Below are 22,243 nucleotides of genomic sequence, written 5' to 3' on the forward strand. Positions count from 1 at the left end.
AGAAGATGGAACACTACATCTTCTTTGTTTAATCAAAAACTAAATGCTTTCATTTAGACTTCGGTTAATTCAGGTAACTCTCGATGAGCGATTTCAAAAGCTTCTTGCGTATCTAATCCCACCGCAGTCAATAAAAGCTCTGCAACCTCAGAACCAATTTCACGCCAGGTTTTATGTCCTTCTAAAACTAAAAAAATAGAGGATAAAACTGATCCCGTGACCATTGCCATAACGGCAGGCAAGAGTTCAGGACGGATATGATAGCGCTGCGTTTCTATGCCTTTATGCAAATCTGAAAGCGGTGAAGCTTCACCCGTCCACAGACCGCTTAATGATTGTGAGTTAAATGAAAACTTGCAGATAAAACGCCCCCAATCTGGCTCTTCATGAGCACGGCGGATATACATGCGTACACCTGTGGCAATACGCCAAGCTGCGTCTTGATCATCACCAAAGGTTTTGATCACACGCGTGTTCATTTCATGTGTCAACTGATGAGCGATGTCTTCAAATAAAGAATCTGGATTTAAGCCATTGTTATAAATCGTGCCGCGGGCGACGCCTGAAACTTCAGCCAATTCACTAACGGTAATTGCCGTTGAACCTTTTTCAGCAAATAAACGCAGTGCCGCTCGGTGGATTCTTTTTTGTGATGAAGAAATTGCCATTTGGCTCCTCTTTTGAACAAATCCATTTAATTTGAACAAACTTTAACATATTTAACACTGCCGATCCTCAATGTTTTTGCGCAACAGAAGCCGTATCTAAGTGGTCTGCTCGATCATCAAAAAAGGATTTAGATTTCACTGCGCAGCCACAGTTCGGTTCTTTCCCAGAGCTGCTGTGCCAAAGCCAAATCCTGCGCTGCTGGTGACGACTGCACCACTTTGCAGTCTTCATAATAAAATCCGCTTTCCCCCGCCAGCTGCGGCTTAGTCGCGCAGTGCAAAGATGTTAAAGCACCTTGCTGCGGCGTGAGCATAAACTTGCCCAGCAACTTAGACATGGGTTTTGGTAATTTTCGCCAAATATCGGTTGCCACTACACCTGGGTGAACCGCATATACCGTTACCCCTGTGCTGAATAAACGGCGCGCCAACTCTTTGGCAAATAAAACATTTGCCAGCTTGGCTGTACTGTATTCCTTGATCGCGCCTAAGCTCGACGCGGGCTTTAAAAGCTGATCAAAGTCGATGCCCTTAGCATGACGGTGCGCTTTACTTGCTACCACCACGACACGTGCAGGCGCTGACTGCTGCAGTTTTTCAGTTAATAATTGAATCAGCAGAAAATGCCCGACATGACACACGCCAAAAGTTTGCTCAAAACCTGAATCAGTGAGCCCTTTTGCTCCTGCGACACCTGCATTGGCAATCAGCAGATGCAGCGGTAAATTGAGGCTGAGAAAGTTTTTAGCGCAGGCTTTGACAGATTCAAGATTGCCCAGTTCCAGTGCTAAATACTCTGCTTTCGCGGTTTGTTCTGAGCATTGATCAATTTCGTCCAATACAGGCTTGGCCTTGGCAAAATCACGGCAAGTGATAAATACATGATAGCCTTGTAAAGCCAGCTGCTTTGCTGTTTCACGTCCTATGCCTGAACTTGCGCCAGTAATCAGCGCCACTTTCCCATTCGGCTGTACTTGTGCCATTTTGATTTCCTTTTATTGGTTCGCTTTTATACATTGGTTTTTTAGTTTTCGTGCCAGTGATGCCAAGGTATTCTTAGCCTTGAAACTTTGGCATCACTTTGCATTGATCAGCTTCCATTAACCAGCTTTCATTGATTCGCATAATGTTTATTTATAAATTTGATCTGCAGCCAAAAAGCATGCCGCAGCCCTGAATGCTGTGCAATTTCCATTCATCTCAAACAGCAGTATACATAGCATAATCCGAGTGCTTTCCAGCTATTTTTGCAGCATCAGCAATGTCTCAACCCTGTTTTCAAGTTCACGCACTTTTAAACCAATAAGGCTTCATCTTGCGGCATTTGGCAAGGACTGGCACTGAGATTCAATTGCAGTTTTAACTGCTGTACAGCTGCATTTAATTGTTCCGGCGCAACCAAAGCAAAGACAAAACGGTCTGGTCTAAGCAGTACAATGCTTTGATCTTTCTGGGTTTTAACACCTTTAAGCCATTGCTGAAACTCGCCGTGAATATCTTCTACTTCTGCCAAGTTTGGGTTTAAATCCCGAAGGATTCGGCCTTGCGGACGCCCTGCGTAGGCATGAATTTGTACGGCTTGTGCATTCAGCCTGCTTAAAATGGCTTTGGACTCTGCAGACAATACCTCACTCGGATCACACTCAAAACCAATCAAAGCATAACTTTCACCCAATACATCATCCAGCAGAATCCGTTTGCCGTTAAAACCGCGCAGTGTCGGCTGCGGTATCAATTTCCCTTCCGGTGAACGGCGTTTAGTTCTCGGCAAGCCTAAATATTGATGTGCTTCATACACTGGCGCAGGTTTAAACCCGCCTTCTTCAGACCATTTTTTTAAAAATGGCACAGCCTGTATAGTTTTAAGCACGCCATCGCGCAATTTTGTCCCAATCGGGCTAGTCATCGACACCACATCTTTGAGTAATACCGATGAATCAATCATGGCTTTGGCATGATGAAAGCGCTCTTTGGCATAACTGTCCAGCAGGCTTTCATGCGCACGGCCAGATAAAACATCACTGAGTTTCCAACCGAGGTTGTAGGCATCGCGCACGCCTGAGCTTGCGCCTTGCCCCATAAACTGCGGGGTCATGTGCGCAGCATCTCCCGCCAGCAGAACACGGCGATCACGCCATTGATTCGCCACCAAAGCATTGAAGGTATAGACCAGTTTACGCTTCACTTCAAAATCATCTGGATTGACATATTTAGCCAGCAATTCACGCACAGTTTCTGGACGCTCCATATATTCTGCGGTTTGGCCTTTTTGCAGCATAAATTCAAAACGGTGGTGACCGTCTGGCTGTACACAGCTCACAACTGGCAAATCAGGATCGACTACAAAATTAAAATACGGCATATGGCGCAGGCCTTTGTTGCGGTCTTTTTGCTTTAAATCCACGACCAGCCAAGGCTCTGGAAAATTCTTACCCGTCATTTCAATACCCAGCTTGGCCCGCACTGTACTGCGCCCGCCATCGGCACCGACCAAATAGTACGCGCGGATTTCCTGCACATCCAGATTGCCGTCACCTTCAGTTTTATCTGCGCTGCTGTCATTAAATCGATATTGCTGTGTGGCCTGATGCACAATGGTCACGGTATCGGCATCTTGGCTGAAATTCACCAACTCACGGCCGCGGCGGATCTCCACATTGGAATATTTGCTTAACCCATGGGTTAAAGATGTTTCTAAATAGGGCTGATAAAAGAAATTAACCACAGGCCAGCCATTTGGGCGTTTTAAAGGCTTATACTGCGACAGCACTGTGCCGTCTGGCCGCGCCAGCTGTACAGGCGTATCCAGCAGCATATCTTTTTGCAGTTCTTCCGCCATGCCGATGGACTGGAAAATCCGCATGCATTCATCATCGGTATAGACTGCGCGGGCATTGCCATAAAATACCGGTTCACGCTCTAAGACCACCACTTGATGGCCGCGCTTGCCCAATATATGCGCCAAAACCAAACCTGTAGGCCCCAGTCCTGAAATAACAACATCTACAATCTCAGGACGTTTCATATTGATTTTTTTTGTATTGCTTCGCTGCATCGTATTCACCATTGTTCTTTCTGTTTTTTCTTGCTTAGACCTAAGCACGTATTTTTTTTAGGCAAAACTGGGCTAGAGCAAGCACTCAGCTGCGCCTGCTTTGGGGTTTTGCTTCATTGCCGTTTAAATATGGATGCTCTAAATCGGGGAATATTCGTCCCGTTTCAGTGATTTCAGCCCGCGGTTTAACTGGCCGAATTCGTGCAACAATTTATGCGCAGGTGTTGGATTGCGGGGTTTATGCCCCCACACGCTAATCGACGTGTGCTTCACAGGTATCCAAAGTGCTTCATCAATTTTGATTGGATTCCAGCCCAGCTCGACTTCAAAATCGGACGGACTAGCCACATAAAATGACACTTCACGGTCATTGGTATGCAGGCCAACATCCCATACCACATGAAAGCCATAATCTTTGCAGCGTTGATATGAAGCGGTAATGTCTTCAATATCCAGCACTTGAAAATTGACATGCTGAATGCGGGTGCGGATGGGATCAAGATGCACGCTGCCGCGGGTACGCGCCACAGCAACGGAATGATGGCGTTCATTCAGGCGTAAAAAGCTGACATCCAAAATGACGCCATTGATCTTCTGTTCAATGGTATCGGTGAGCCGCGCATCAAAAAATTCCTGCCAAAATCGAATCATTTTTTCGGGTTTGCGTGAGGTCAGCGCTACATGCCCCATACCACAATCACCAGTATAAAAACCGCTGACTTTGGTCTCTAAGTCATCCTGTGTATGCAGCGCGTCAATAAATAGCTCTAACTGAATATCTTTGGGGCCGCGCAAGGTCCAAAATGCTTTGACCCCGCGTAATACCGCATCTTCTGCTGTGCCTTGCGCATAATCTATGCCGCGCTGATCAAAGCGGTGCAGCACCTCCTGCAATACAGATTCATCCGCCAGCTGCACCCCTAAATGCGTCACATCTTCCTGTACTCCTTTTTGAATGATCAAGCGTTTTTGATGATCATCAATACGGAAACTGAGCGCTTGCTCTGTGCGTTCTGACAGCATCAGACCAAGGCATTTTTGTGCAAAATCAACCCATTCATCGAACTTGCTGGATTCTGCAATCAAATAGCCTATTTTTACTTTGCCAAAGATATTCATATCCACCTCTTAACCCTATGACGATGTTGAAGCTTGCGCTGCAGGCGTATGCAGGCCCATAAAGCTCGCGGTGACTGCATTAAACTGTTCTGCCCGCTCCCACTGCACCCAATGCCCCGTTTGCGCAAAATAATATAAATCACAGTTTTTCATGGTTTGACGCAAGGTTTCGCCGCCGCTCGGACGGTTGACTTTGTCATCCGCCCCCCACAGCACCAGCGTTGGCGTATTACAACGTTTTAAACGCGGGTCACGACTGAAATCCATGCGGAGTGCGCCTTTTAGGCCATTTGGACGCTGTAATGGCGGTGATGCAATGACTTCTGGGTCAATGCTGGCTTGATAGCGCAGCTCAATTAAATCTTCTGACACTTGCGAGCCGTCATAGACCAAATATTCACGGATAAAGGTGCGCAGCTTTTCCCGTGTTGGCCCTTCACCGCTGTAATAATTTAATAATTGTTGCAGGCCTTTGGTCGGCAAGCCGCGCGTCGTATTGATGCCGCCCGGCCCCATCAGCACTAAAGAAGCAACCCGCTCGGGCGCTTCCAACGCCATCCGCAGCGCGCAAGCGCCGCCCAATGAATTGCCGACGATATGAATTTTAGGAATATTCAGCTGATCCAATAGACCCAGCATCACTTCGGCTAAATCGCCAAAAGGGTCTGAACGTTTGACGCCTTTGCTGGACTGGCCATAGCCCTGCATATCGGGAACAATCACGCGGAAGTTTTGCGCCAAAGCTTCAACATTTTTTGAATAATTGGATAGGCCTGTTGCGCCTGCGCCGCCGCCATGCAGCATCAGCACGGGAAAGCCTTCACCTGCTTCACTGACAAAGACCTTGCGCTGTGCAAATTCAACAAAATAGCTTTTCAGCCCATGTATTTGTACTTGCTGATTCATACCAAGACTGCCTCTTTATGTTTATTTTTAGACAATATTGAACAATAGTGTTCAATTTATCAATAGATTTATTTATTATTTTTTGATCAATTTAATTGAACTTTAAAAAAACATTTTATACAGTAGTGTTCAATTATTAAAAAATGAGTATAAGAATGGCCTTAAATCTGCTGCGTTATCACGATCAAAATCAATGCGCTTGGGGCGTGCTGGAACGCGGACAGATTTATCCGCTCAAAATTGATGAAAGCACAACTGACACGACAGCTGCAGTGATTCGGCTGGGCATACAAGGCATACAGCAGCTGGTCAATCGGGAGATGGCACTGCCTTTAGATGCGGTTGAACTGCTCAGCCCAATTACATCAGAGCAGAAAATCATTTGTCAGGGCGCCAATTACCGCCAGCACATGATTGATTCGGGCATGAATCCCGATGAGAAAAATTTCAATATGTTTTTTACCAAATCCAGCGCATCTATTCATGCGCCTGTTGGCGCCATTGCAAAGCCCAAGCATGTGCAGCTGCTGGATTATGAAATTGAGCTGTGCCTGATTTTAAAACTGGACATCGATCACCAAGTCAGCGTCAACGATAGCAACCTGCATGAGTATGTGGCCGGTATCTGCATCGGCAATGATATTTCTGCACGGGATGTGCAAATTCCGCAAACACAATTTTACAAAGGCAAAAGCTACCGCAGTTTCTGCCCGCTTGGCCCTGTCCTATGCCTGCTGGAAGCGCATGAAATGCATTATCTGCAGCAAATGAATTTGTGCTTAAAGGTCAATGGCACAGTGCGTCAGCAAGACTCCAGCGCCAATATGGTGTTTAAGCCTGCCGAAACCCTAAGTGAAATGTCGCAAGTTTTTAACTTCCGTGCGGGGGATGTGGTTATGACAGGAACACCGTCTGGCTGCGCGCTGTCGATTCCATCTCCGCTTTTGGTAAAAATTTCTGGCCTGCTGCCTGAACATAAAAAATGGGAAATCTTTATCAAGAAGCAAAAAGCCACAGGCCGCTATTTAAATATCGGCGATGTGCTGGAACTGCAGATTCAAAGTGCTGATGGAAAAATAGATTTGGGCACACAGCGCCACACGGTTGAATTTTTAAAATAATGAACTTCAGTCCAGTTAAAAAATTGATTCATCTTTTAAGGAAAAAATATGAATAATTACAGTATTGATGTACATCATCATCTGATTCCGCCTGCGTTTATCCGCACTATGGACAAATACGGTATCGATAAAGTCGCAGGCGCGCCGCTGCCGCCGTGGAATGCACAGCGCTCGATTGAAGCCATGGATTTGATTGGCACGCAAACAGCAATCACCTCGCTCTCTGCACCGGGCGTGTACTTTGGCCATTTGCCAGAAGCCTGCGATTTAGCGCGCGCATGCAATGAGTTTTCTGCTGAAATTAAACAGCAGCACGCTGGACGCTTTGGTTCTTTTGCAGTATTGCCCATGCCTTTTACCGCAGAGTCTTGCCGTGAAGCCGAATATGCGCTGGATGTGCTGCAAGCCGATGGCATTGTGCTGCTGGGCAGTACCGAAGGCGTCTTTTTAGGCGATCCGAGTTTAGAAGAACTGATGCACTGCTTAAATGAACGCCAAGCCACAGTTTTTATTCACCCAAATATTCATGAATCCAGCAATCAGGTTCAATTGAATATTCCCGGATTTATCTTAGAGTTTTTATGCGATACCACCCGCGCCTCAGTGAATTTAGTTGCTTCGGGCGTGCTGGAAAGATACCCGAAGATTAATTGGATATTGGCGCATGCCGGCGGCTTTTTACCCTATGTGGCATGGCGTGTGTCCTTATGCAACATGATGCCTGAGCTGGCCGAAAAAACACCGCAAGGCTTTTTGCACTATATCCGCCGTTTTTATTTTGATACCGCGCTGTCGCCGTCGCCCTATGCCATGGCTGCGCTGAGTGAATTGGCCGACCCGAGTCATATTTTATTTGGCAGCGATTTTCCGTTTGCGCCTAAGCAACTCTCAATTTTGCAAAGGCAGAATTTTGATGAACTGAAAGTCTTTAGCGCTGAGCAGAAATCACAAATTTTACGTGAAAACGCTTTGGCGCTGTTTCCGCAATTTAAAGTCGAAGCAGATCACAGCATTCCAGAATTGCAGCGTTATTCAACAGCGCCTTTTGGCACCCGCCTGCGTCATTCACTGATGAAACCGATGTTAAAGCTTGGAGAAAATATGCGTAAGCGATAAGCATGGAAACAAAAGGTTTACTGGAGAAAACCTTTTGAAACACTTCATCGGCTGCTGCTTTAAGGATAAAGGAGGAATCGGCGAAAACAAGAAAAGTATATGCACATGAAAGCTATGAACTAGAAAAACTGTGAAGAAAACAAGTACTAAATCACTCAAGGAATGACATAACAATGAAAGATATCGTAAAGGGTTCAAAATTATTTAAATCGGCATTATCTATGGGAATTTTGACCGTCATGTGCGCGCAGATTCATGCCGCAGCCTTAGACCGCTCAGGACAGCCGATTACCGCATTTTTGCAGGATGGCAATTATGCAGAAGCCTCAATTTCAGTGCTTGATGCAGATGTATCCGGTACGGCGCGGCCTCATTACGCAGCAGCGAATACCGATCCTGCAACGGGCAATATGGCCAATAACTATCAATTTTATAATGCAGCGCTCAAACTTCAGCTCACGCCGCAATTTTCCTTTGGCCTGATTTATGATCAGCCCTTTGGCGCAGATGTCACCTATGAGCGTCTTGCCAACTCAACCTATTCCTCTGCTGCAGGCGCAACAACAGCAGAAGTCAGCACGCAGAATTTATCTTTTCTCTTGGGCTATCAGCCAACTGAAAACTGGAATATTTATGCAGGGCCTGTGTATCAAACCATTCAAGGTGACCTTGCCATTAACGGTTTAGGCTTTAGTGAAGCCAGCGGCTATGGCTATGATGTTAAGGAAGACAGCGCGGTCGGCTGGCTCGCTGGCGTGGCCTATCAAATCCCGGAAATTGCGCTGAAAGCCGCGCTGACTTACCGTGCGGAAATTAAGCACGAATTTAATGCAGTAGAGAGCTTTTCTTTACCGCTAAGCGCATTAGTTCCGCTGGCTGGCACGGGGCAAACGGAGCTGACGACACCGCAATCGGTCAATTTTGATTTTCAGACCGGTTTAAACCCAAGCACACTGGCTTTTTTTAATGCGCGCTGGGTCAATTGGAAAGACTTCTACATTAAGCCTTATCAATTTGGCAAAGTGACTGAACTTTTAACCACAATGCAGCTGAATACCCCGATTTCATTAAATCTAGTCGATTATGATAAAGATCAAATTTCCATAAACGCAGGGCTGGCTAAAAAACTGAATACGCAATGGAGCGTGATGGCGCTGGCGGGCTGGGACAGCGGCGCTGGCAATCCAACCTCGACTCTAGGCCCGATTGACGGATATTGGACAGCAGGTTTGGGGGCACAGTTTAATCCTGCACCGAATTACTTTATTCAAGGCGCGTTTAAGTATTTATGGTTTGGCGATGCCACCGGGCAGGCAGCCACTTATGCCATTCCAGGCAATGCCGAAGCAGCAAAAGTCGCAGATTATTCAGATAATACCGCTTGGGGCTATATGCTGAAAATGGGTTATAAATTTTAAATATATCAGCGCTAAATGAAACCGTAAAAAACGTCATTTCATTTAAGCGCTGTGTTTCATTCAAACTTCAAATGAAAAAAATCGTTAATTAAATTAATAAATGCTTGTACACTTTGCGACGCATTTGTACTGCGCTTACTCATATATAAATTGATGGTTGGAAGGTCCGTATCTAACTTTTTGACAATAATATTTTCATAAGCAATATCAGCAATATAACTCGGTAAAATCGTACACGACTGTGTAATATTGATTGAATTAATGTTGAATAAGATATTACTGGCGCGTTGGATAATTTTTAAGTTGATCTTTTTGTCTTCTGCAAATTTTAAAATCTTGTGATGCAAAACTGACGAGACTTCCTCAGCCGGAATAATAAAATCTATTTCTTCTAAAGATTTGACTGATATTTTATTTTGATTTGCAAATGGATGCTGATTATTCATCAAGAAAATCAAAGGCTCTTCAAAAATCAACTGACTCGAAATTTCATGGTTATTAATATCTGCCCTTGATATAGCGATATCAATACGCCCATTATGTAAATCACTGACGATTTGCGTGTCATTTAAGCTCAAAAGTTCAATTTTTAAGTCAGGAAACATCTCTGTGAGTTTCGGAATAATAAAAGGGAAAATTTTCATTTCAGCAACTGGTACAAAGCCGATGGTAATTTTTTGGTCTTTGGCTTTTTTGACTTGGCGCGTCATTGCAACTGCTTTATCGGCACTTTCTAAAATGTTTTTGGCATGTTCTAAAAACACTATTCCTTCATCGGTCAGTTCTACTTTACGTTTAGAGCGAATAAATAACTGTACGCCAATGAACTCTTCGAGGTCTTTGATTTGTTGGCTAAGAGAAGGCTGAGCCGTATAAAGTTTTAATGCCGCTTGGCTAAAATTAAGTTCTTGTGCAACCATGACAAAATATTTTAAATGTCTTAATTCCATTTAAGTCACCTATGTAGTCCAATCCTTAGGACGTTTTTAATACAATTCCGTTAGCAAGCTAAATAGTCTTATATTTTAAGGTGAAGTGTTCATTTTTTATTTAAATATCAATTTTTCTCATATTTCACTTCTAAATAGTTCAAAATTTTTAATCAAATGAACTCATGCTAAATTTTTGTGATTTCAAAATAGCGTCTTCTCTAGCACCGCAAAATTCATTTTAGAAATACATTTTCAAATATATATTTTGACAATACAGAATCAATAAAAAGGGATCATGTTGCATCATCCCTTTTTTACTCATCTTTGAATTATTTACGTTTTTTCTTACCACTGAGCAGATCTATTGCTTGGGCATATCGTGTAGGTGCAATCCGCTGAATTAGATCAATAATTTTGGCGTCATTACCGATCAAAACACGACGTTTATTCTGCTTTACCGCATCTAAAATCACTTTTGCTGCAACTTCAGGCGGTGTTTTCAATACTTTATTAAAGGCTTTCGTGGCTCTATCTGGATTCATACCCAACGCACGAATACTGTCACTCATACGTGCGCTATTTGCAATATTGGTTCGAATTCCACCCGGATGCACACAGGTAGCGCTCACTCCGACATTTTCCAAATCTAATTCTTGACGTAAGGATTCTGTAAATCCACGGACTGCAAACTTCGTTGCATTATAGGCACTTTGCGTCGGTTGAGCTGTCAAACCAAATAAGCTGGAAATATTCACAATATGTCCATCACCACTTTGTTTTAAATACGGTAAAAATGCTTTTGTCCCATATACCACACCCCAGAAATTGATATTCATAATCCACTCAATTTCATCATAATGCATACCTTCTACAGTACTGGCTAGCGCGACACCCGCATTGTTAAAGATCAAATTGACCTGACCAAATTCAGCTTGGGTTACAGCCGCCCATTGCTCGACAGCGGCACGATCAGACACATCTAATTGGGTCTGAGTTATTTTCACACCGGTGTGCTTAATCATTTCAGCCGTTTGTGCAAGGCCGTCGAGGTTGCGATCACTTAATGCTAGATGCGCACCTGCTTGAGCCAGTTGAATAGCTAACTGCTGCCCAATACCTGAACCTGCTCCGGTAATGGCTGCGACTTTGTTGTTAAAATTTTTCATCGTTATTCCTATATATACTTAATCCACTTCAGTGATCAAGCCGCATTTTCATATTATTCATAGCACAAGCTTAACGAGATCTGATCTATGAATGAAATGATTTTATTTAATTCTAAAATATGAATGCTATACATAGCTTTTTAGCGGTATTTTTTTAAATCAAATTAATCTAATTCACCATGAATAGAGCAAAAATTAAAAGCTTTAATGAACTTTTTAGCTAATACTTTTTTACGGATTGTAGCTCCAATTCTTTTAAATCAAACTGCGTTTGATATTTATAAAAGTGATACAAACCCCAAATGTTATAAACAAAGCTCAACATTTATTCTATTTTTCTACACGATCCAGATTCTAGATATTCAAAATCAGTATATAAAATCCACAATATATACTTATTTTTTTGTGAATATAGCCCTTGAAGACAGCAAGGCTGATGCTTTGTAATTTTCCAAGTCTTGTGTATCCACCTTTTGGAAGATCAGGGATGCACATCTCTTACTATGTTCAATAGAGGTTCTAAAATGATAAAAACAACTCTTAGCCTAATCGGTTTGTCACTGGTGTCTAGCTTAGCTTTGGCTGCTGATCCATTGCATGGTACTAAATGGAAAACCATCGATGACCAAACCAAAAAACCTTTATCTGTAGTTCAATTTAACGAAACCTCAAATGGCGTTTTATCTGCAAAAATCGTGGATGTACTGACCCCGGGTGAAGCAGAAAACTGCCAAAAATGTGTAGGTAAATTCCACAATAAACCATTACTCGGTGTACAAATCGTGAATGGTTTAAAAAATACCGGTAAAAATACCTATGACGGCGGTAAAATTACTGACCCGAAAAATGGTAAAACCTATAGCTTCAATGCCAAAATGTCGAATGACGGCAAGACCTTGAATGGTCGTGGCTATATTGGTGTATCTGCACTTGGACGCAGCCAAACATGGATACGTGTAAACTAATCCTTAGCGTACAAATTCAAAAAGCGACTCGATTGAGTCGCTTTTTTTGCATGAAAACTTCAAATATAAAATTATGCGATTATAAAAATTATACGGTATATCGTTTGCTTAGCCCCCATTCGGCTAATATGCGACGATAGGTTGTCGACGAGCGATCTGCTTCGAAATGCGCCTCCATACTGATATCCAGTGGCAATTCCTCTGGTTTTTGACTTTCCACCATGTCCTGATCTTCAGCAAAAATTTGTGCATTAAAATCATAGACCGCTTGTAAATCTCCTGTAGTATCAAAATTTCGAGTTAAAGGCACAAATAAACGGGTTTTATTATGCGATACAGGACAACAGGCATTTAAAATTTTCAATACCCCATTTTCAGGAAAATCGATGGTTAAAATTGCTGAAAATGGCGGATAGACATCAAACGTTCTTTTCCATAAAAAATCTTCTGGCGCTAAATGTTGTAAGCCATGCGGATAATTACTCACATCACTAAGATACTCTGTATGTAGTCCATAGTCCGTACGTACTGTGGAATATTTTTGTACTTTAGGATTTTCACGGTCTGCAAAGCTCTCATGATGCACCCATGCGAAATGTGCAACATCAATAAAGCCTTCGAGCTGACGCCCACTTGAACCACCAATATCTACATAAGGTGGCAATATCGATTGGTGCTGCTCGGTATCCCACGTGTCTAAATCTGGAAAATTGGCCGTAGACTCATCGCGGTTAAATAAACTGGTCCACACTAATCCATATTTCAATACAACTGGAAATTTAGTTAATGAAAAACGCTCTGAAATTTGTGTCAACTCAGGCTGTGCAGGAATTTTTACACACTTTCCTGCGCCGTTATAATGTAAACCATGATATGGACAAATGATGTCTTCACCTTTGACCCAACCTTTGGTTAATGGCACCCCTCGATGTGGACAGATATCACGAACCAAATGAATTTTTCCACTTTCAGTTTGATACAACGCCATTTTTACATCGAGTAATTGCACTTGTTGTGGTTCAATCGAAACATCTTCTACACGTGCAACGGGATACCAATGCTGCGCCAAAATATTCCAGTCGTTGGCATCAAATGTACTGCACTGAGGTTGGGTAAATAAATTGAGTACTGGAATGGCATTCATAGTTCATCTCGACATTTTCAATATTTCTTCAGCATTTAGCGCCATTTAATTTTTGCTAAATCCTTATTTTCTAAGTCGAAATTAAAATCTAAACACATTTCTGTCTATTAGAATGATTTGCATAGATTGTTCTATTTTTTAGAACATTAAGCATTGATCCCTGCTTAATTTGATAAAGCTGGCATGAATATCGCTTAAAATGCATAACATTATGATTCGCTGATCACGCGATAGAGATTGAAGCCTGTATGTCGATTACCTTTTCTAGATTTTCTGAATATTTTATGGCGGTTGCACGGACTGGGAGTCTACGCAAAGCTGCTGAACAACTTTTTATTTCAGTCTCGGCAGTACATCGACAAATCGTTTTGGCAGAGGAAGAACTCGGTGTTGCCCTATTTGAACGATTACCTCAGGGCTTAAAACTGACGCTTGCTGGTGAATTACTGTATGCCGATTTATTAAAATGGCAAAAAGAATATCAACTGACGCGAACTCGATTTGATGAAATCCAAGGCTTAAACCGTGGAAACATTGAAATGGGCTTTATTGCAGCTTTGAATGACAGTTTTGTCGTCGACTGCATTCAAAAGATGGCTGAAACTTATCCGTGGATCAACCTCAACATCAGCATGAATAGCAGTGAAGACATTTCCAGAAAAATCGTCGATGCAGAATTAGATTTTGGCATTATTTTAAATCCCAAAAGCCATAGCCAATTAGAGATTTTATCCTTTATAGAAATTCCGTTGGGCTTTGTGATGTCACCGCATCATACCTTGGGTGGGATGGATAAAATCTATCTTTCAGATACGTTAAATGAACGGCATATTTTACCGAGCGATCCACTCATTATTAGTGAATATGTACAGACTTTATATAAACATCATAAGTTTAGTCCGATTCAAAAGATCGAATGTAATGACATTAGAATGATATTGTCATTGGTTCAGCAACAATTAGGCATCAGTTTGATGTCATATATGGATGCTTTGCCACTGCTTGAGAATAATAAGATTATTTTTAAACCGATCCGTGAAAAGGGTTTACACAGTTTGACCATCGCTTTATGTGTCGCATCGAAACGCCAAACCTCCCGAATTTCTCAGATCATGATTAATCTTTTGGTGGAAAAAATGGAAGAAATTAAGATCAATTTAAAATCTTTAAACCCCTAAAACCAGTATATAGGCTTTTTTTGTCACTTAATTTTTATAAAAAAAAGCCAGTGCGAATAACCCGTACTGGCTGCTGAAAGCTAAAGTTTTATTAGTTTATTTTTTTAATCCAATGGATTACCTACAATATTACTAATAATGCCTTTCATAATATGATTACCTTGTTCTTTACGTAGTTCTGCATACCATTCACGCGTCACACTTTCATCTTTCATATGGGTCACATCACAACGTTTACGCGCTCGCAGAACCAATTCATTGGCACGTTCATTACGTTTATTTTGATAACGACGCAATGAATCTTGTAATCCTAAGGTATTGATTTGCAAAGAACGAGCTAAATAAATTGCGTCTTCCATTGCTTGGCAGCCGCCTTGTCCAATATCCGGCGTTGTGCTGTGTGCTGCATCACCCACGATCACCACACGACCTTTGTAGAAATCTGCAAAAGGCTCAATATCATGAATTTCTACCCGATTGGTTTTTTGGGCATCTACAGCATCAATTAGCTTTTGAACCGGTTCACACCAGCTCTTAAAGTATTCTTTAAATAAAGCCTTATATTGTGTCCGATCATTCTCTAAACCTGCTGCTAAAGGGACATCAAAGAAGAAATAGAATCGGTTGTCGGCAACGGGCATCAGCGAAACGCGTTTGCCTTCTCCTACAAATGTCGTCCATTGATCTGCCGCAGCAAATTCTTCTGAAATCTCGACTAAACCGTTCCAATTGACGTAACCTGCATAGCGGCGCTCAACTTGTGCCCCCAATACATACACCCGTGTCAATGAATGTGTACCATCTGCACCAACCAATAAATCAGCCTGAACCTTACTTCCATCGGCAAAATGTGTGATTACTTGATCATCTTGTTCTGAGAAGCTCACCATTTTTTTGCCTAGATGAATATTCTCACGACCAAATTCATCCATGAGCATATTTTGTAAGTCTGCACGTGAAACAGGATAAGGTCGCTGTCCAACTTCTTCGATTAAAGGAAACAGACTAAACTGCGTCATAACATCGCCAGTTAAGCCATCGATATAGGCTAAATGATCCATCTTGCCACCGAGCTTTTCGACTTGTTCGGTTAGCCCCAAATAGTTCAAACATTTGACACCGTTAGACCATAAAGAAATAGCGGCTCCAACAGGTAAAATTTGTTCTACCTGTTCATAGATGGTTACTTGGTGTCCGAATTTTTTCAAAGCGATCCCTGTCGTTAGGCCCGCCATACCTGCACCAATAATTGTAATGTCCATCTATAACTCCCCTGTGTTTTTTTAAATATCTTTCTCCTAAAAAGCGAAAAGCATGCCATTTTTTTCAAACAAGCAATAAAAAATTCTAAAGTTGGCACACGCTGTGCTTCTAAACACGTGTAAATGCTTGTTTTTATCAAATGTTAAATTTTTAACACTGAAAGCAAAATGCATATGTTTTAAATGAAAATAGTGAATGGATTTTATATATGGCGACTTTACTCGCACCAAGTTTTGATATTCCTGCACAATTACAGACACTTACAAATTTAGCAGATGACCGTATTGGTGCAAAAATACTTGAATGTTCAGATGATTTTTTTGCAGAAGCAAAACGCATGCTTCAAATTAATGCACCTATCTTCGTCGAAGATAAATTTGATGATCATGGCAAATGGATGGATGGTTGGGAAACGCGTCGTAAACGCCATGCAGGTTATGATTGGGCAATCATCCAACTCGGTGTTGCTGGTCGAATTCAAGCCTTAGATATTGATACAACATTCTTTACAGGGAATTATCCTGCTTCCGCGTCAGTTGAAGCCTGCTTTGCACCAAATGGCGAGCTAGCACAGGTAGCATGGGTCAATATCTTAGACAATACCGTATTGGGCCCGAGCCAACACCATATATTGAAGGTCTCAACTGATCAGGTTTTTACCCACGTGCGTTTAAATATATATCCAGACGGCGGTATTGCGCGATTTAAAGTCTATGGTGAAGTTCAGGTTCAAATTCAAGACAGTACGAGCACATTAGACCTCGTTGCACTGGAAAATGGTGGACGTGTTATTGCTTATAGTGATGCTCATTTTGGACATCCACGAAACTTAATTAACCCTGGTCGCGGCATCAATATGGGAGATGGTTGGGAAACTAAACGTCGCCGTGCACCAGGTTTTGACTGGTGTATTTTGGCTTTGGGTCAATCTGGTGCAATAGAGAAAATTGATATTGATACTGCCCATTTTAAAGGCAACTTCCCTGCCCAAGTGTCGATACAAGCGATCTATGTAGAAGATGCCACTGACCCTCAACTGATTCCGCAAAGTATGTTCTGGCCGTTTTTACTCGATGCACAAGACATGCAGATGGATCATATTCATAGCTTTGTCAGTGAGATTTTAAAGCATGAAAAAATATCGCATATCCGCATCAATATGATTCCTGACGGGGGGATTAGTCGCATACGGTTATGGGGGAAAATGCATCCTTAATTGCAATATTGATAAAATAGGAAGCCTTCGGGCTTCCTATTTGTATTGTTTCAATTTTTTTAATTAAATGCCCTACTAAGATATCTAAACATGACACATAGCATAAAAATACAAGCTCTAAGTATTGAAGGCTTTGCGCCTTTTGGAGAGGTCATTTGCACGACTGGACATGATTTTTTCCACATCAATGACGCACATACAGAGCGATATCACGCCCTCGTGGAAACAGAAATTTCAGGTGATGCGGTTGCTGGAATTAGCATCTTTAGAAATATCAAAACCACTGAATTGCCTTTTACGATTTCGATGTTAGAGCGGCATCCCAACGGCTCACAAGCGTTTATTCCAATGCAAGCGCAGGCTTTTTTAGTGGTAGTTGCACCTGCGTTGGATGATCACAGCCCTGATCTTACACAGCTATGTGCTTTCATCACTGATGGTAGCCAAGGAGTCAACTATCGTGCAGGAACATGGCATCATCCTCTCCTGACACTCGAAGCACCAAGCAGCTTTGCCGTCATCGATCGTATTGGCATTGGACATAATTGTGATGTGTTCCAGTTCCCAACGCCTATTTATATATCGAATTAAATGATGTTACGCACGTAAAAGTAATTACGCATTTTTTTAAATGATTTTTAAGTTTATTCGGCAGAGTCTTAGATCTAGGCATTGTATAACAGGATTAACCTTCAGCTGAAGGTACTCTTACGAAACGTTGTTTCTCATTCGGAAAAATGAGAAGCGAAGCTTCGCAAGGAAACCAACTTGCGGAGCAATGCTCCTCACTGCAAAACTCGTTCACTATCATCAAATTACTTAAAGTATCGCAAAAACATTTTTGATTAGAAGTCTTCCTGTTTCAAATACTTGTGGATGACTTTACCGCATATTGTTCTTTTATTTGAATCAAATTGCGTTTCTGATGTTAAGCAGTAACATCAGTTATTTATTACTTTTTTTACCAAAGATATACTCTATAAGGGATATCCATAGAGTCCCACCTAGTCCAATTAGTAAACAAACTTTTAAAGCAAAAATGAATGAAAAGTTCGAACCACTTAAAATCGATGAAAATAATCCTAAAAAAAATAAAGTTATTCCTATTAAAACACCACGGGTTATAAGATTAATAATTGGATGTTCAGAGGCTCTAAAGTTGGCTATGAAGCCCCCCATGATTATCTCAACAAATATTGTTAGCATTACTTTTCCTTTTTTTATCTTTTTGATCAGTTGCTGATTTTAACTGAACGTGTACCTAGTTGACCAAGAACTTGTTCATGTCCCCAGATAACTAATCTAGAAGCATTTTTTTTAATAACTGATGTTATGCACATAAAAGAAATTTTGCATTTTTTTAAATGATTTTTAAGTCCATTCGATGAAGTATTACATCTAAAAAACAGACTTTATTTCACCTCTTGATATAGTTTAATTAAAAAATAACGCATTAAAAAAGCCCTCAATTTAGAGGGCTTTATTTATACTATACAAACTATATTCTATGAATCATCGTATGGTTCAAGACCCAAGATCTGCCATGATTAATGATGCACATCTATCGCCATGCTTGGTTTTTTAACCTGATCTTTGCTCATTGTCACTTCTTTATTTTTAAATAAATTCAAATGATTGAACACAATATTTAAAATAATCGCCATCAAACAAGTTGAACTAATGCCTGAATGAAAGAGTGTTTGCACCCATTTCGGGAAGTTTGCATAGAAAGAATGATCGATAATTGGAATCATCCCTGCTGCAATCGCAGTCGCAACAATGATGAGGTTCTTTTGCTCGTTATAATCAATTTTCGCCAAGGTACGAATACCACTTGCCGCAACCGTTCCAAACAAAACTAAACCAGCACCACCTAAGACAGGGACTGGAATCGCTGCAATCAGTCGCCCCATAATTGGCAATACGCCTAATACGACTAAAATCATTCCACCCGCTGCGACAACAAAGCGACTTTTCACGCCTGTAATGGCTACTAAACCGACATTTTGTGCAAAAGCACTTTGCATGAATGAACCGAAGATTGGTGCTGCTGCACTAGATAGCATATCTGCACGTAAGCCATTGGTAATACGCTCAGCATCCACTTTGGTACCAACAATTTCCCCGACAGCAATAATGTCTGCCGTCGTTTCAGTCATAATCACTAAAGTTACGATCAGCATGGCAATAATGGCACTTAACTCAAAAGTTGGCATACCGAAAGCAAAGAAGCTTGGAAATTGAATCCAGTTACCATTTGCAACTTTAGAAAAATCGCCAAAGCCAAAGGCATAAGCCAGCACCGTACCGAAGACAATGGCTAACAAAATAGATAAACGTCGAATGGTTGCATTACGGGTTAAGTTTAGCGCAATCACGATACCCAAAGTTAAAAAAGCCAAACTGATGTTCTCAGCACTTCCCCAGTCTGGTGCTTTATTGTTCCCACCCATCATCCAGCGGACCGCTACAGGCAGCAATGAAAGACCAATCACGGTGATCACACAGCCAGTTACAATCGGTGGGAAAAAACGAATAATTTTTGAAAAATAAGGTGCTAGAAAAAAGCCAATTAGAGATGCAACAATCACCGCACCATAAACAGCAGAAAGCCCACCGCCTGCGGTTACTATGGCAATCATCGTCGCCACACCTGCAAATGAAACCCCTTGTACTAAGGGTAATTTTGCACCGATATATTTCACACCTACGGTTTGTAGTATGGTCGCCAAGCCACCCACAAAAAGTGCTGCCGCAATCAATAAACCGATTTGCGCAGGTTCAAGTCCCGCGGCTGTACCAATAATCAATGGTGGAGCGATAATACCGCCATACATGGTTAATACATGCTGTAGACCATAGGCAAGGCTTTTCCCTGCGCCTAAATATTCATGTTCTGGTGAAACTGTTTTATCTTGTTCTGTCATTTTTATATCCCCTATTGTTAAACTTTGCTCTTAACTGCCACGATACGTTGAATATGCAAATGGGCTGATGAGTAAAGGAATATGAAAATGCTGCGAGGCATCTTTTACATAAAAATGAATCACAGCTTTTGGAAAAAAGGTTTCGGTATTTAAAGTCTGAAAATATTCAGCAGTCGCAAATTCAAGGCTATAAGCACCTGCTGTAAAGTCCTTCAGCGCAAAATCATTGACACGACCATCTGCATTGGTTTGGGCTGAACCTAGTAACTCTCCATCGGCGTTAAATAATTGAATGCGGACATTCGCTGCAGGTTTGCCTAGATTGGTATCTAAAATATGTGAGCTAATCATGCGCTAAGCTCCTGTTTTAATCTTAATAAGGCAATTTCAGCCAGTTGATGATGAACAATTCGTTTTTCGGTTTCAGGATCATTCAATAATCGATATTGCAGCGCCTGTAGTACATCTTCACTACTGAGGCCAGAAGCTTTGATTAAAAAGAGATATCCGTACTTTTTCTCATACGCGATATTGCCTTTCAGCAATGCAAATTGAGTTTCTTCATCTGCTGAAATTTCAGACTGTTCTCGATTTGAAAATTGTTGTTCCAAACTACTTAATTCAGCCTGTGCCTTTTTTTCACCAATCCGTGGATGGTTATCTAGAGCATTTTTGATTTCATCCCAAGTCCAAGCATTTGCAGCTTTTACTGCTTGCTCTGTGATTTGCGTGACAGAGGTATAAGGACGCTGCGCCACAATGTGTTCTGCCCAGCCTTCAATTTGCACACAGTGCTTTAAAAAAGTTTTTACATCTGCTTCGGATGCTTTATTAAATTCAACAAGTTGCACTATAAAATCGCCTAAAATTATTGAATGATTGTTCAAATTTAGTTTTGCAATATCAGTGCCAACCTAGGTCTATGATGTCAGTTACCTAAGTACAGGCCTAAAAAAAGAGGAGCTAAGCTCCTCTTTATCCAAATATTTTTTTATTAGACTGCATGATGTGTATACCAATGTTCCGCGATATCACCACGGCGACAGATCCAGACTTTTTCATGTGATTGCACATAATCTAAGAATCGTTGTAGTGCTTTAAAACGGCCTGGTCGCCCTAAAATACGACAATGCATCCCAATCGATAACATTTTTGGCGCGTTTTCACCTTCTGCATATAGCACATCAAAAGCGTCTTTAAGGTATTGATAAAATTGTTCACCACTGTTGAAACCACTCGGTGAACAAAACTTCATATCATTGCTTTCGAGTGTATAAGGAATAATTAAATGTGGACGGGTTTGACCACTTTCATTCGTCAAATGACTCCAAAAAGGTAAATCATCACCATAGTGATCGCAGTCATATTTGATTTGTGGAAATTCAGCCAATAGCTGACGTGTGTTGGGACTGTCACGCCCTGTGTACCAGCCAATAGGCGTCTTTCCAAATAATGCTTCAAGCACACTAATTGCCTGATCCATGTGCTGACGTTCCAGCTCTATCGGCATATCCTGATAATGTAACCAGCGTTGTCCATGTGAAACGACATCATAGTTGGATTGTTTGATTGCATCGACGATATAAGGATTACGTGCTAAAGCCATACCAACGCCAAACACCGTCATGGGTAAATCACGTTTTTTAAATTCTTCATGAATCCGCCAAAAACCGGCTCTGGAGCCGTATTCATACATCGAGTCCATCGACATATGTTTGGTAGGAAAACTGGCCGCTCCAATAATATCGGATAAGAATTGTTCTGATCCTGCATCCCCATGTTCGATGTGGTTTTCTCCACCTTCTTCATAGTTCAACACAAACTGCACTGCGATACGTGCCTGATTAGGCCATACGACTTGAGGTACATCGCCATGATATCCAATTAGGTCTCTGGAATAATCCTGTTGTTGGATCTGATCAATTAATTCTTGTCCACGTAAGTAGCCTGTAGTCACTTCAACTTCCTAATTTGTTATATCAAACAGTAAAAAATTAGGTAGAAACAAGCAAATTATGCGCCAATGTCGTAGACGGCTAAATAGCTTTT

General features: G+C 41.6%; 20 protein-coding genes. 7 read left to right on the forward strand and 13 right to left on the reverse strand.

The window, feature by feature from the left end:
- Positions 1–53: 53 nt before the first annotated feature.
- The 5 genes from B1202_RS11455 to B1202_RS11475 all read right to left on the reverse strand — a co-directional run bounded on the left by B1202_RS11455 (position 54) and on the right by B1202_RS11475 (position 5,748).
- Entirely contained in the window at positions 54–668 is a 615-nt protein-coding gene (locus B1202_RS11455) for a TetR/AcrR family transcriptional regulator (RefSeq protein ID WP_078190733.1), read from the reverse strand.
- A gap of 128 nt (positions 669–796) precedes the next feature.
- Positions 797–1,651, reverse strand: a complete 855-nt coding sequence (locus B1202_RS11460) for an SDR family oxidoreductase (RefSeq protein WP_078190734.1) — start codon at positions 1,649–1,651, stop codon at positions 797–799.
- 311 nt (positions 1,652–1,962) lie between these two features.
- Positions 1,963–3,723, reverse strand: a complete 1,761-nt coding sequence (locus B1202_RS11465) for a bifunctional 3-(3-hydroxy-phenyl)propionate/3-hydroxycinnamic acid hydroxylase (protein WP_078190865.1) — start codon at positions 3,721–3,723, stop codon at positions 1,963–1,965.
- 138 nt (positions 3,724–3,861) lie between these two features.
- Positions 3,862–4,842 (reverse strand): VOC family protein, encoded by a 981-nt coding sequence (locus B1202_RS11470; RefSeq protein ID WP_078190735.1) that lies wholly within the window; start codon positions 4,840–4,842, stop codon positions 3,862–3,864.
- Between the two features lie 15 nt (positions 4,843–4,857).
- Entirely contained in the window at positions 4,858–5,748 is an 891-nt protein-coding gene (locus B1202_RS11475) for an alpha/beta fold hydrolase (protein WP_078190736.1), read from the reverse strand.
- A gap of 155 nt (positions 5,749–5,903) precedes the next feature.
- Between B1202_RS11475 and B1202_RS11480 the strand changes: the two genes are divergently transcribed.
- From B1202_RS11480 to B1202_RS11490, 3 genes are all read left to right on the forward strand, one after another.
- A complete protein-coding gene (locus tag B1202_RS11480) occupies positions 5,904–6,869 on the forward strand; it encodes a fumarylacetoacetate hydrolase family protein (RefSeq protein ID WP_078190737.1) in 966 nt (321 codons plus the stop codon).
- Between the two features lie 48 nt (positions 6,870–6,917).
- Positions 6,918–7,985, forward strand: coding sequence for an amidohydrolase family protein (locus B1202_RS11485; RefSeq protein ID WP_078190738.1), 1,068 nt, complete (start codon positions 6,918–6,920; stop codon positions 7,983–7,985).
- 173 nt (positions 7,986–8,158) lie between these two features.
- Positions 8,159–9,403: an OmpP1/FadL family transporter gene (locus B1202_RS11490; protein ID WP_078190739.1), complete on the forward strand. Its 1,245-nt coding sequence runs from the start codon at positions 8,159–8,161 to the stop codon at positions 9,401–9,403.
- Between the two features lie 56 nt (positions 9,404–9,459).
- Here the strand turns inward: B1202_RS11490 and hcaR are convergent, their stop codons facing one another.
- On the reverse strand, positions 9,460–10,353 hold the full coding sequence (hcaR, locus tag B1202_RS11495) for a DNA-binding transcriptional regulator HcaR (protein WP_078190740.1): 894 nt from the start codon (positions 10,351–10,353) through the stop codon (positions 9,460–9,462).
- Positions 10,354–10,664: 311 nt separating this feature from the next.
- Positions 10,665–11,501, reverse strand: coding sequence for an SDR family NAD(P)-dependent oxidoreductase (locus B1202_RS11500; RefSeq protein WP_078190741.1), 837 nt, complete (start codon positions 11,499–11,501; stop codon positions 10,665–10,667).
- Between the two features lie 524 nt (positions 11,502–12,025).
- Here B1202_RS11500 and B1202_RS11510 point away from each other — a divergent pair.
- Positions 12,026–12,466: a DUF2147 domain-containing protein gene (locus B1202_RS11510; protein WP_078190743.1), complete on the forward strand. Its 441-nt coding sequence runs from the start codon at positions 12,026–12,028 to the stop codon at positions 12,464–12,466.
- An 88-nt stretch (positions 12,467–12,554) separates the two neighbouring features.
- Here the strand turns inward: B1202_RS11510 and B1202_RS11515 are convergent, their stop codons facing one another.
- A complete protein-coding gene (locus tag B1202_RS11515; protein ID WP_078190744.1) occupies positions 12,555–13,610 on the reverse strand; it encodes an aromatic ring-hydroxylating oxygenase subunit alpha in 1,056 nt (351 codons plus the stop codon).
- Between the two features lie 248 nt (positions 13,611–13,858).
- Between B1202_RS11515 and B1202_RS11520 the strand changes: the two genes are divergently transcribed.
- Entirely contained in the window at positions 13,859–14,788 is a 930-nt protein-coding gene (locus tag B1202_RS11520) for a LysR family transcriptional regulator (RefSeq protein WP_078190745.1), read from the forward strand.
- Between the two features lie 104 nt (positions 14,789–14,892).
- On the opposite strand, the gene hpxO is transcribed toward B1202_RS11520, so the two are convergent.
- Positions 14,893–16,050, reverse strand: coding sequence for an FAD-dependent urate hydroxylase HpxO (hpxO, locus tag B1202_RS11525; RefSeq protein ID WP_078190746.1), 1,158 nt, complete (start codon positions 16,048–16,050; stop codon positions 14,893–14,895).
- Between the two features lie 209 nt (positions 16,051–16,259).
- Between hpxO and alc the strand changes: the two genes are divergently transcribed.
- Positions 16,260–17,267: an allantoicase gene (gene alc, locus B1202_RS11530; protein ID WP_078190747.1), complete on the forward strand. Its 1,008-nt coding sequence runs from the start codon at positions 16,260–16,262 to the stop codon at positions 17,265–17,267.
- Positions 17,268–17,357: 90 nt separating this feature from the next.
- The gene (locus B1202_RS11535) at positions 17,358–17,858 is read left to right on the forward strand and encodes an ureidoglycolate lyase (protein ID WP_078190748.1); all 501 of its coding nucleotides are present in this window, start codon (positions 17,358–17,360) and stop codon (positions 17,856–17,858) included.
- A gap of 956 nt (positions 17,859–18,814) precedes the next feature.
- On the opposite strand, the gene B1202_RS11545 is transcribed toward B1202_RS11535, so the two are convergent.
- The 4 genes from B1202_RS11545 to puuE all read right to left on the reverse strand — a co-directional run bounded on the left by B1202_RS11545 (position 18,815) and on the right by puuE (position 22,151).
- Positions 18,815–20,194, reverse strand: coding sequence for a nucleobase:cation symporter-2 family protein (locus B1202_RS11545; protein ID WP_078190750.1), 1,380 nt, complete (start codon positions 20,192–20,194; stop codon positions 18,815–18,817).
- A 30-nt stretch (positions 20,195–20,224) separates the two neighbouring features.
- Positions 20,225–20,545 (reverse strand): hydroxyisourate hydrolase, encoded by a 321-nt coding sequence (gene uraH / locus B1202_RS11550; protein WP_078190751.1) that lies wholly within the window; start codon positions 20,543–20,545, stop codon positions 20,225–20,227.
- Positions 20,542–21,045, reverse strand: a complete 504-nt coding sequence (uraD, locus tag B1202_RS11555) for a 2-oxo-4-hydroxy-4-carboxy-5-ureidoimidazoline decarboxylase (protein ID WP_078190752.1) — start codon at positions 21,043–21,045, stop codon at positions 20,542–20,544. The genes uraH and uraD overlap by 4 nt, the downstream gene beginning before the upstream one ends.
- Before the next feature lie 143 nt (positions 21,046–21,188).
- Complete coding sequence (gene puuE, locus B1202_RS11560; protein WP_078190753.1) at positions 21,189–22,151, reverse strand: allantoinase PuuE; 963 nt, start codon at positions 22,149–22,151, stop codon at positions 21,189–21,191.
- Positions 22,152–22,243: the final 92 nt, after the last annotated feature.

The organism is Acinetobacter amyesii, from assembly GCF_002018365.1.
Classification (GTDB): domain Bacteria; phylum Pseudomonadota; class Gammaproteobacteria; order Pseudomonadales; family Moraxellaceae; genus Acinetobacter; species Acinetobacter amyesii.

Coding starts and splice junctions, on each gene's coding strand:
- uraH (WP_078190751.1), bottom strand. CDS start 20,545: ATGATTAGCTCACATATTTTAGATACCAATCTAGGCAAACCTGCAGCG.
- B1202_RS11535 (WP_078190748.1), top strand. CDS start 17,358: ATGACACATAGCATAAAAATACAAGCTCTAAGTATTGAAGGCTTTGCG.
- hpxO (WP_078190746.1), bottom strand. CDS start 16,050: ATGGACATTACAATTATTGGTGCAGGTATGGCGGGCCTAACGACAGGG.
- B1202_RS11455 (WP_078190733.1), bottom strand. CDS start 668: ATGGCAATTTCTTCATCACAAAAAAGAATCCACCGAGCGGCACTGCGT.
- B1202_RS11490 (WP_078190739.1), top strand. CDS start 8,159: ATGAAAGATATCGTAAAGGGTTCAAAATTATTTAAATCGGCATTATCT.
- alc (WP_078190747.1), top strand. CDS start 16,260: ATGGCGACTTTACTCGCACCAAGTTTTGATATTCCTGCACAATTACAG.
- B1202_RS11500 (WP_078190741.1), bottom strand. CDS start 11,501: ATGAAAAATTTTAACAACAAAGTCGCAGCCATTACCGGAGCAGGTTCA.
- B1202_RS11470 (WP_078190735.1), bottom strand. CDS start 4,842: ATGAATATCTTTGGCAAAGTAAAAATAGGCTATTTGATTGCAGAATCC.
- B1202_RS11460 (WP_078190734.1), bottom strand. CDS start 1,651: ATGGCACAAGTACAGCCGAATGGGAAAGTGGCGCTGATTACTGGCGCA.
- hcaR (WP_078190740.1), bottom strand. CDS start 10,353: ATGGAATTAAGACATTTAAAATATTTTGTCATGGTTGCACAAGAACTT.
- B1202_RS11545 (WP_078190750.1), bottom strand. CDS start 20,194: ATGACAGAACAAGATAAAACAGTTTCACCAGAACATGAATATTTAGGC.
- B1202_RS11520 (WP_078190745.1), top strand. CDS start 13,859: ATGTCGATTACCTTTTCTAGATTTTCTGAATATTTTATGGCGGTTGCA.
- B1202_RS11515 (WP_078190744.1), bottom strand. CDS start 13,610: ATGAATGCCATTCCAGTACTCAATTTATTTACCCAACCTCAGTGCAGT.
- B1202_RS11485 (WP_078190738.1), top strand. CDS start 6,918: ATGAATAATTACAGTATTGATGTACATCATCATCTGATTCCGCCTGCG.
- B1202_RS11465 (WP_078190865.1), bottom strand. CDS start 3,723: ATGCAGCGAAGCAATACAAAAAAAATCAATATGAAACGTCCTGAGATT.
- B1202_RS11510 (WP_078190743.1), top strand. CDS start 12,026: ATGATAAAAACAACTCTTAGCCTAATCGGTTTGTCACTGGTGTCTAGC.
- B1202_RS11475 (WP_078190736.1), bottom strand. CDS start 5,748: ATGAATCAGCAAGTACAAATACATGGGCTGAAAAGCTATTTTGTTGAA.
- B1202_RS11480 (WP_078190737.1), top strand. CDS start 5,904: ATGGCCTTAAATCTGCTGCGTTATCACGATCAAAATCAATGCGCTTGG.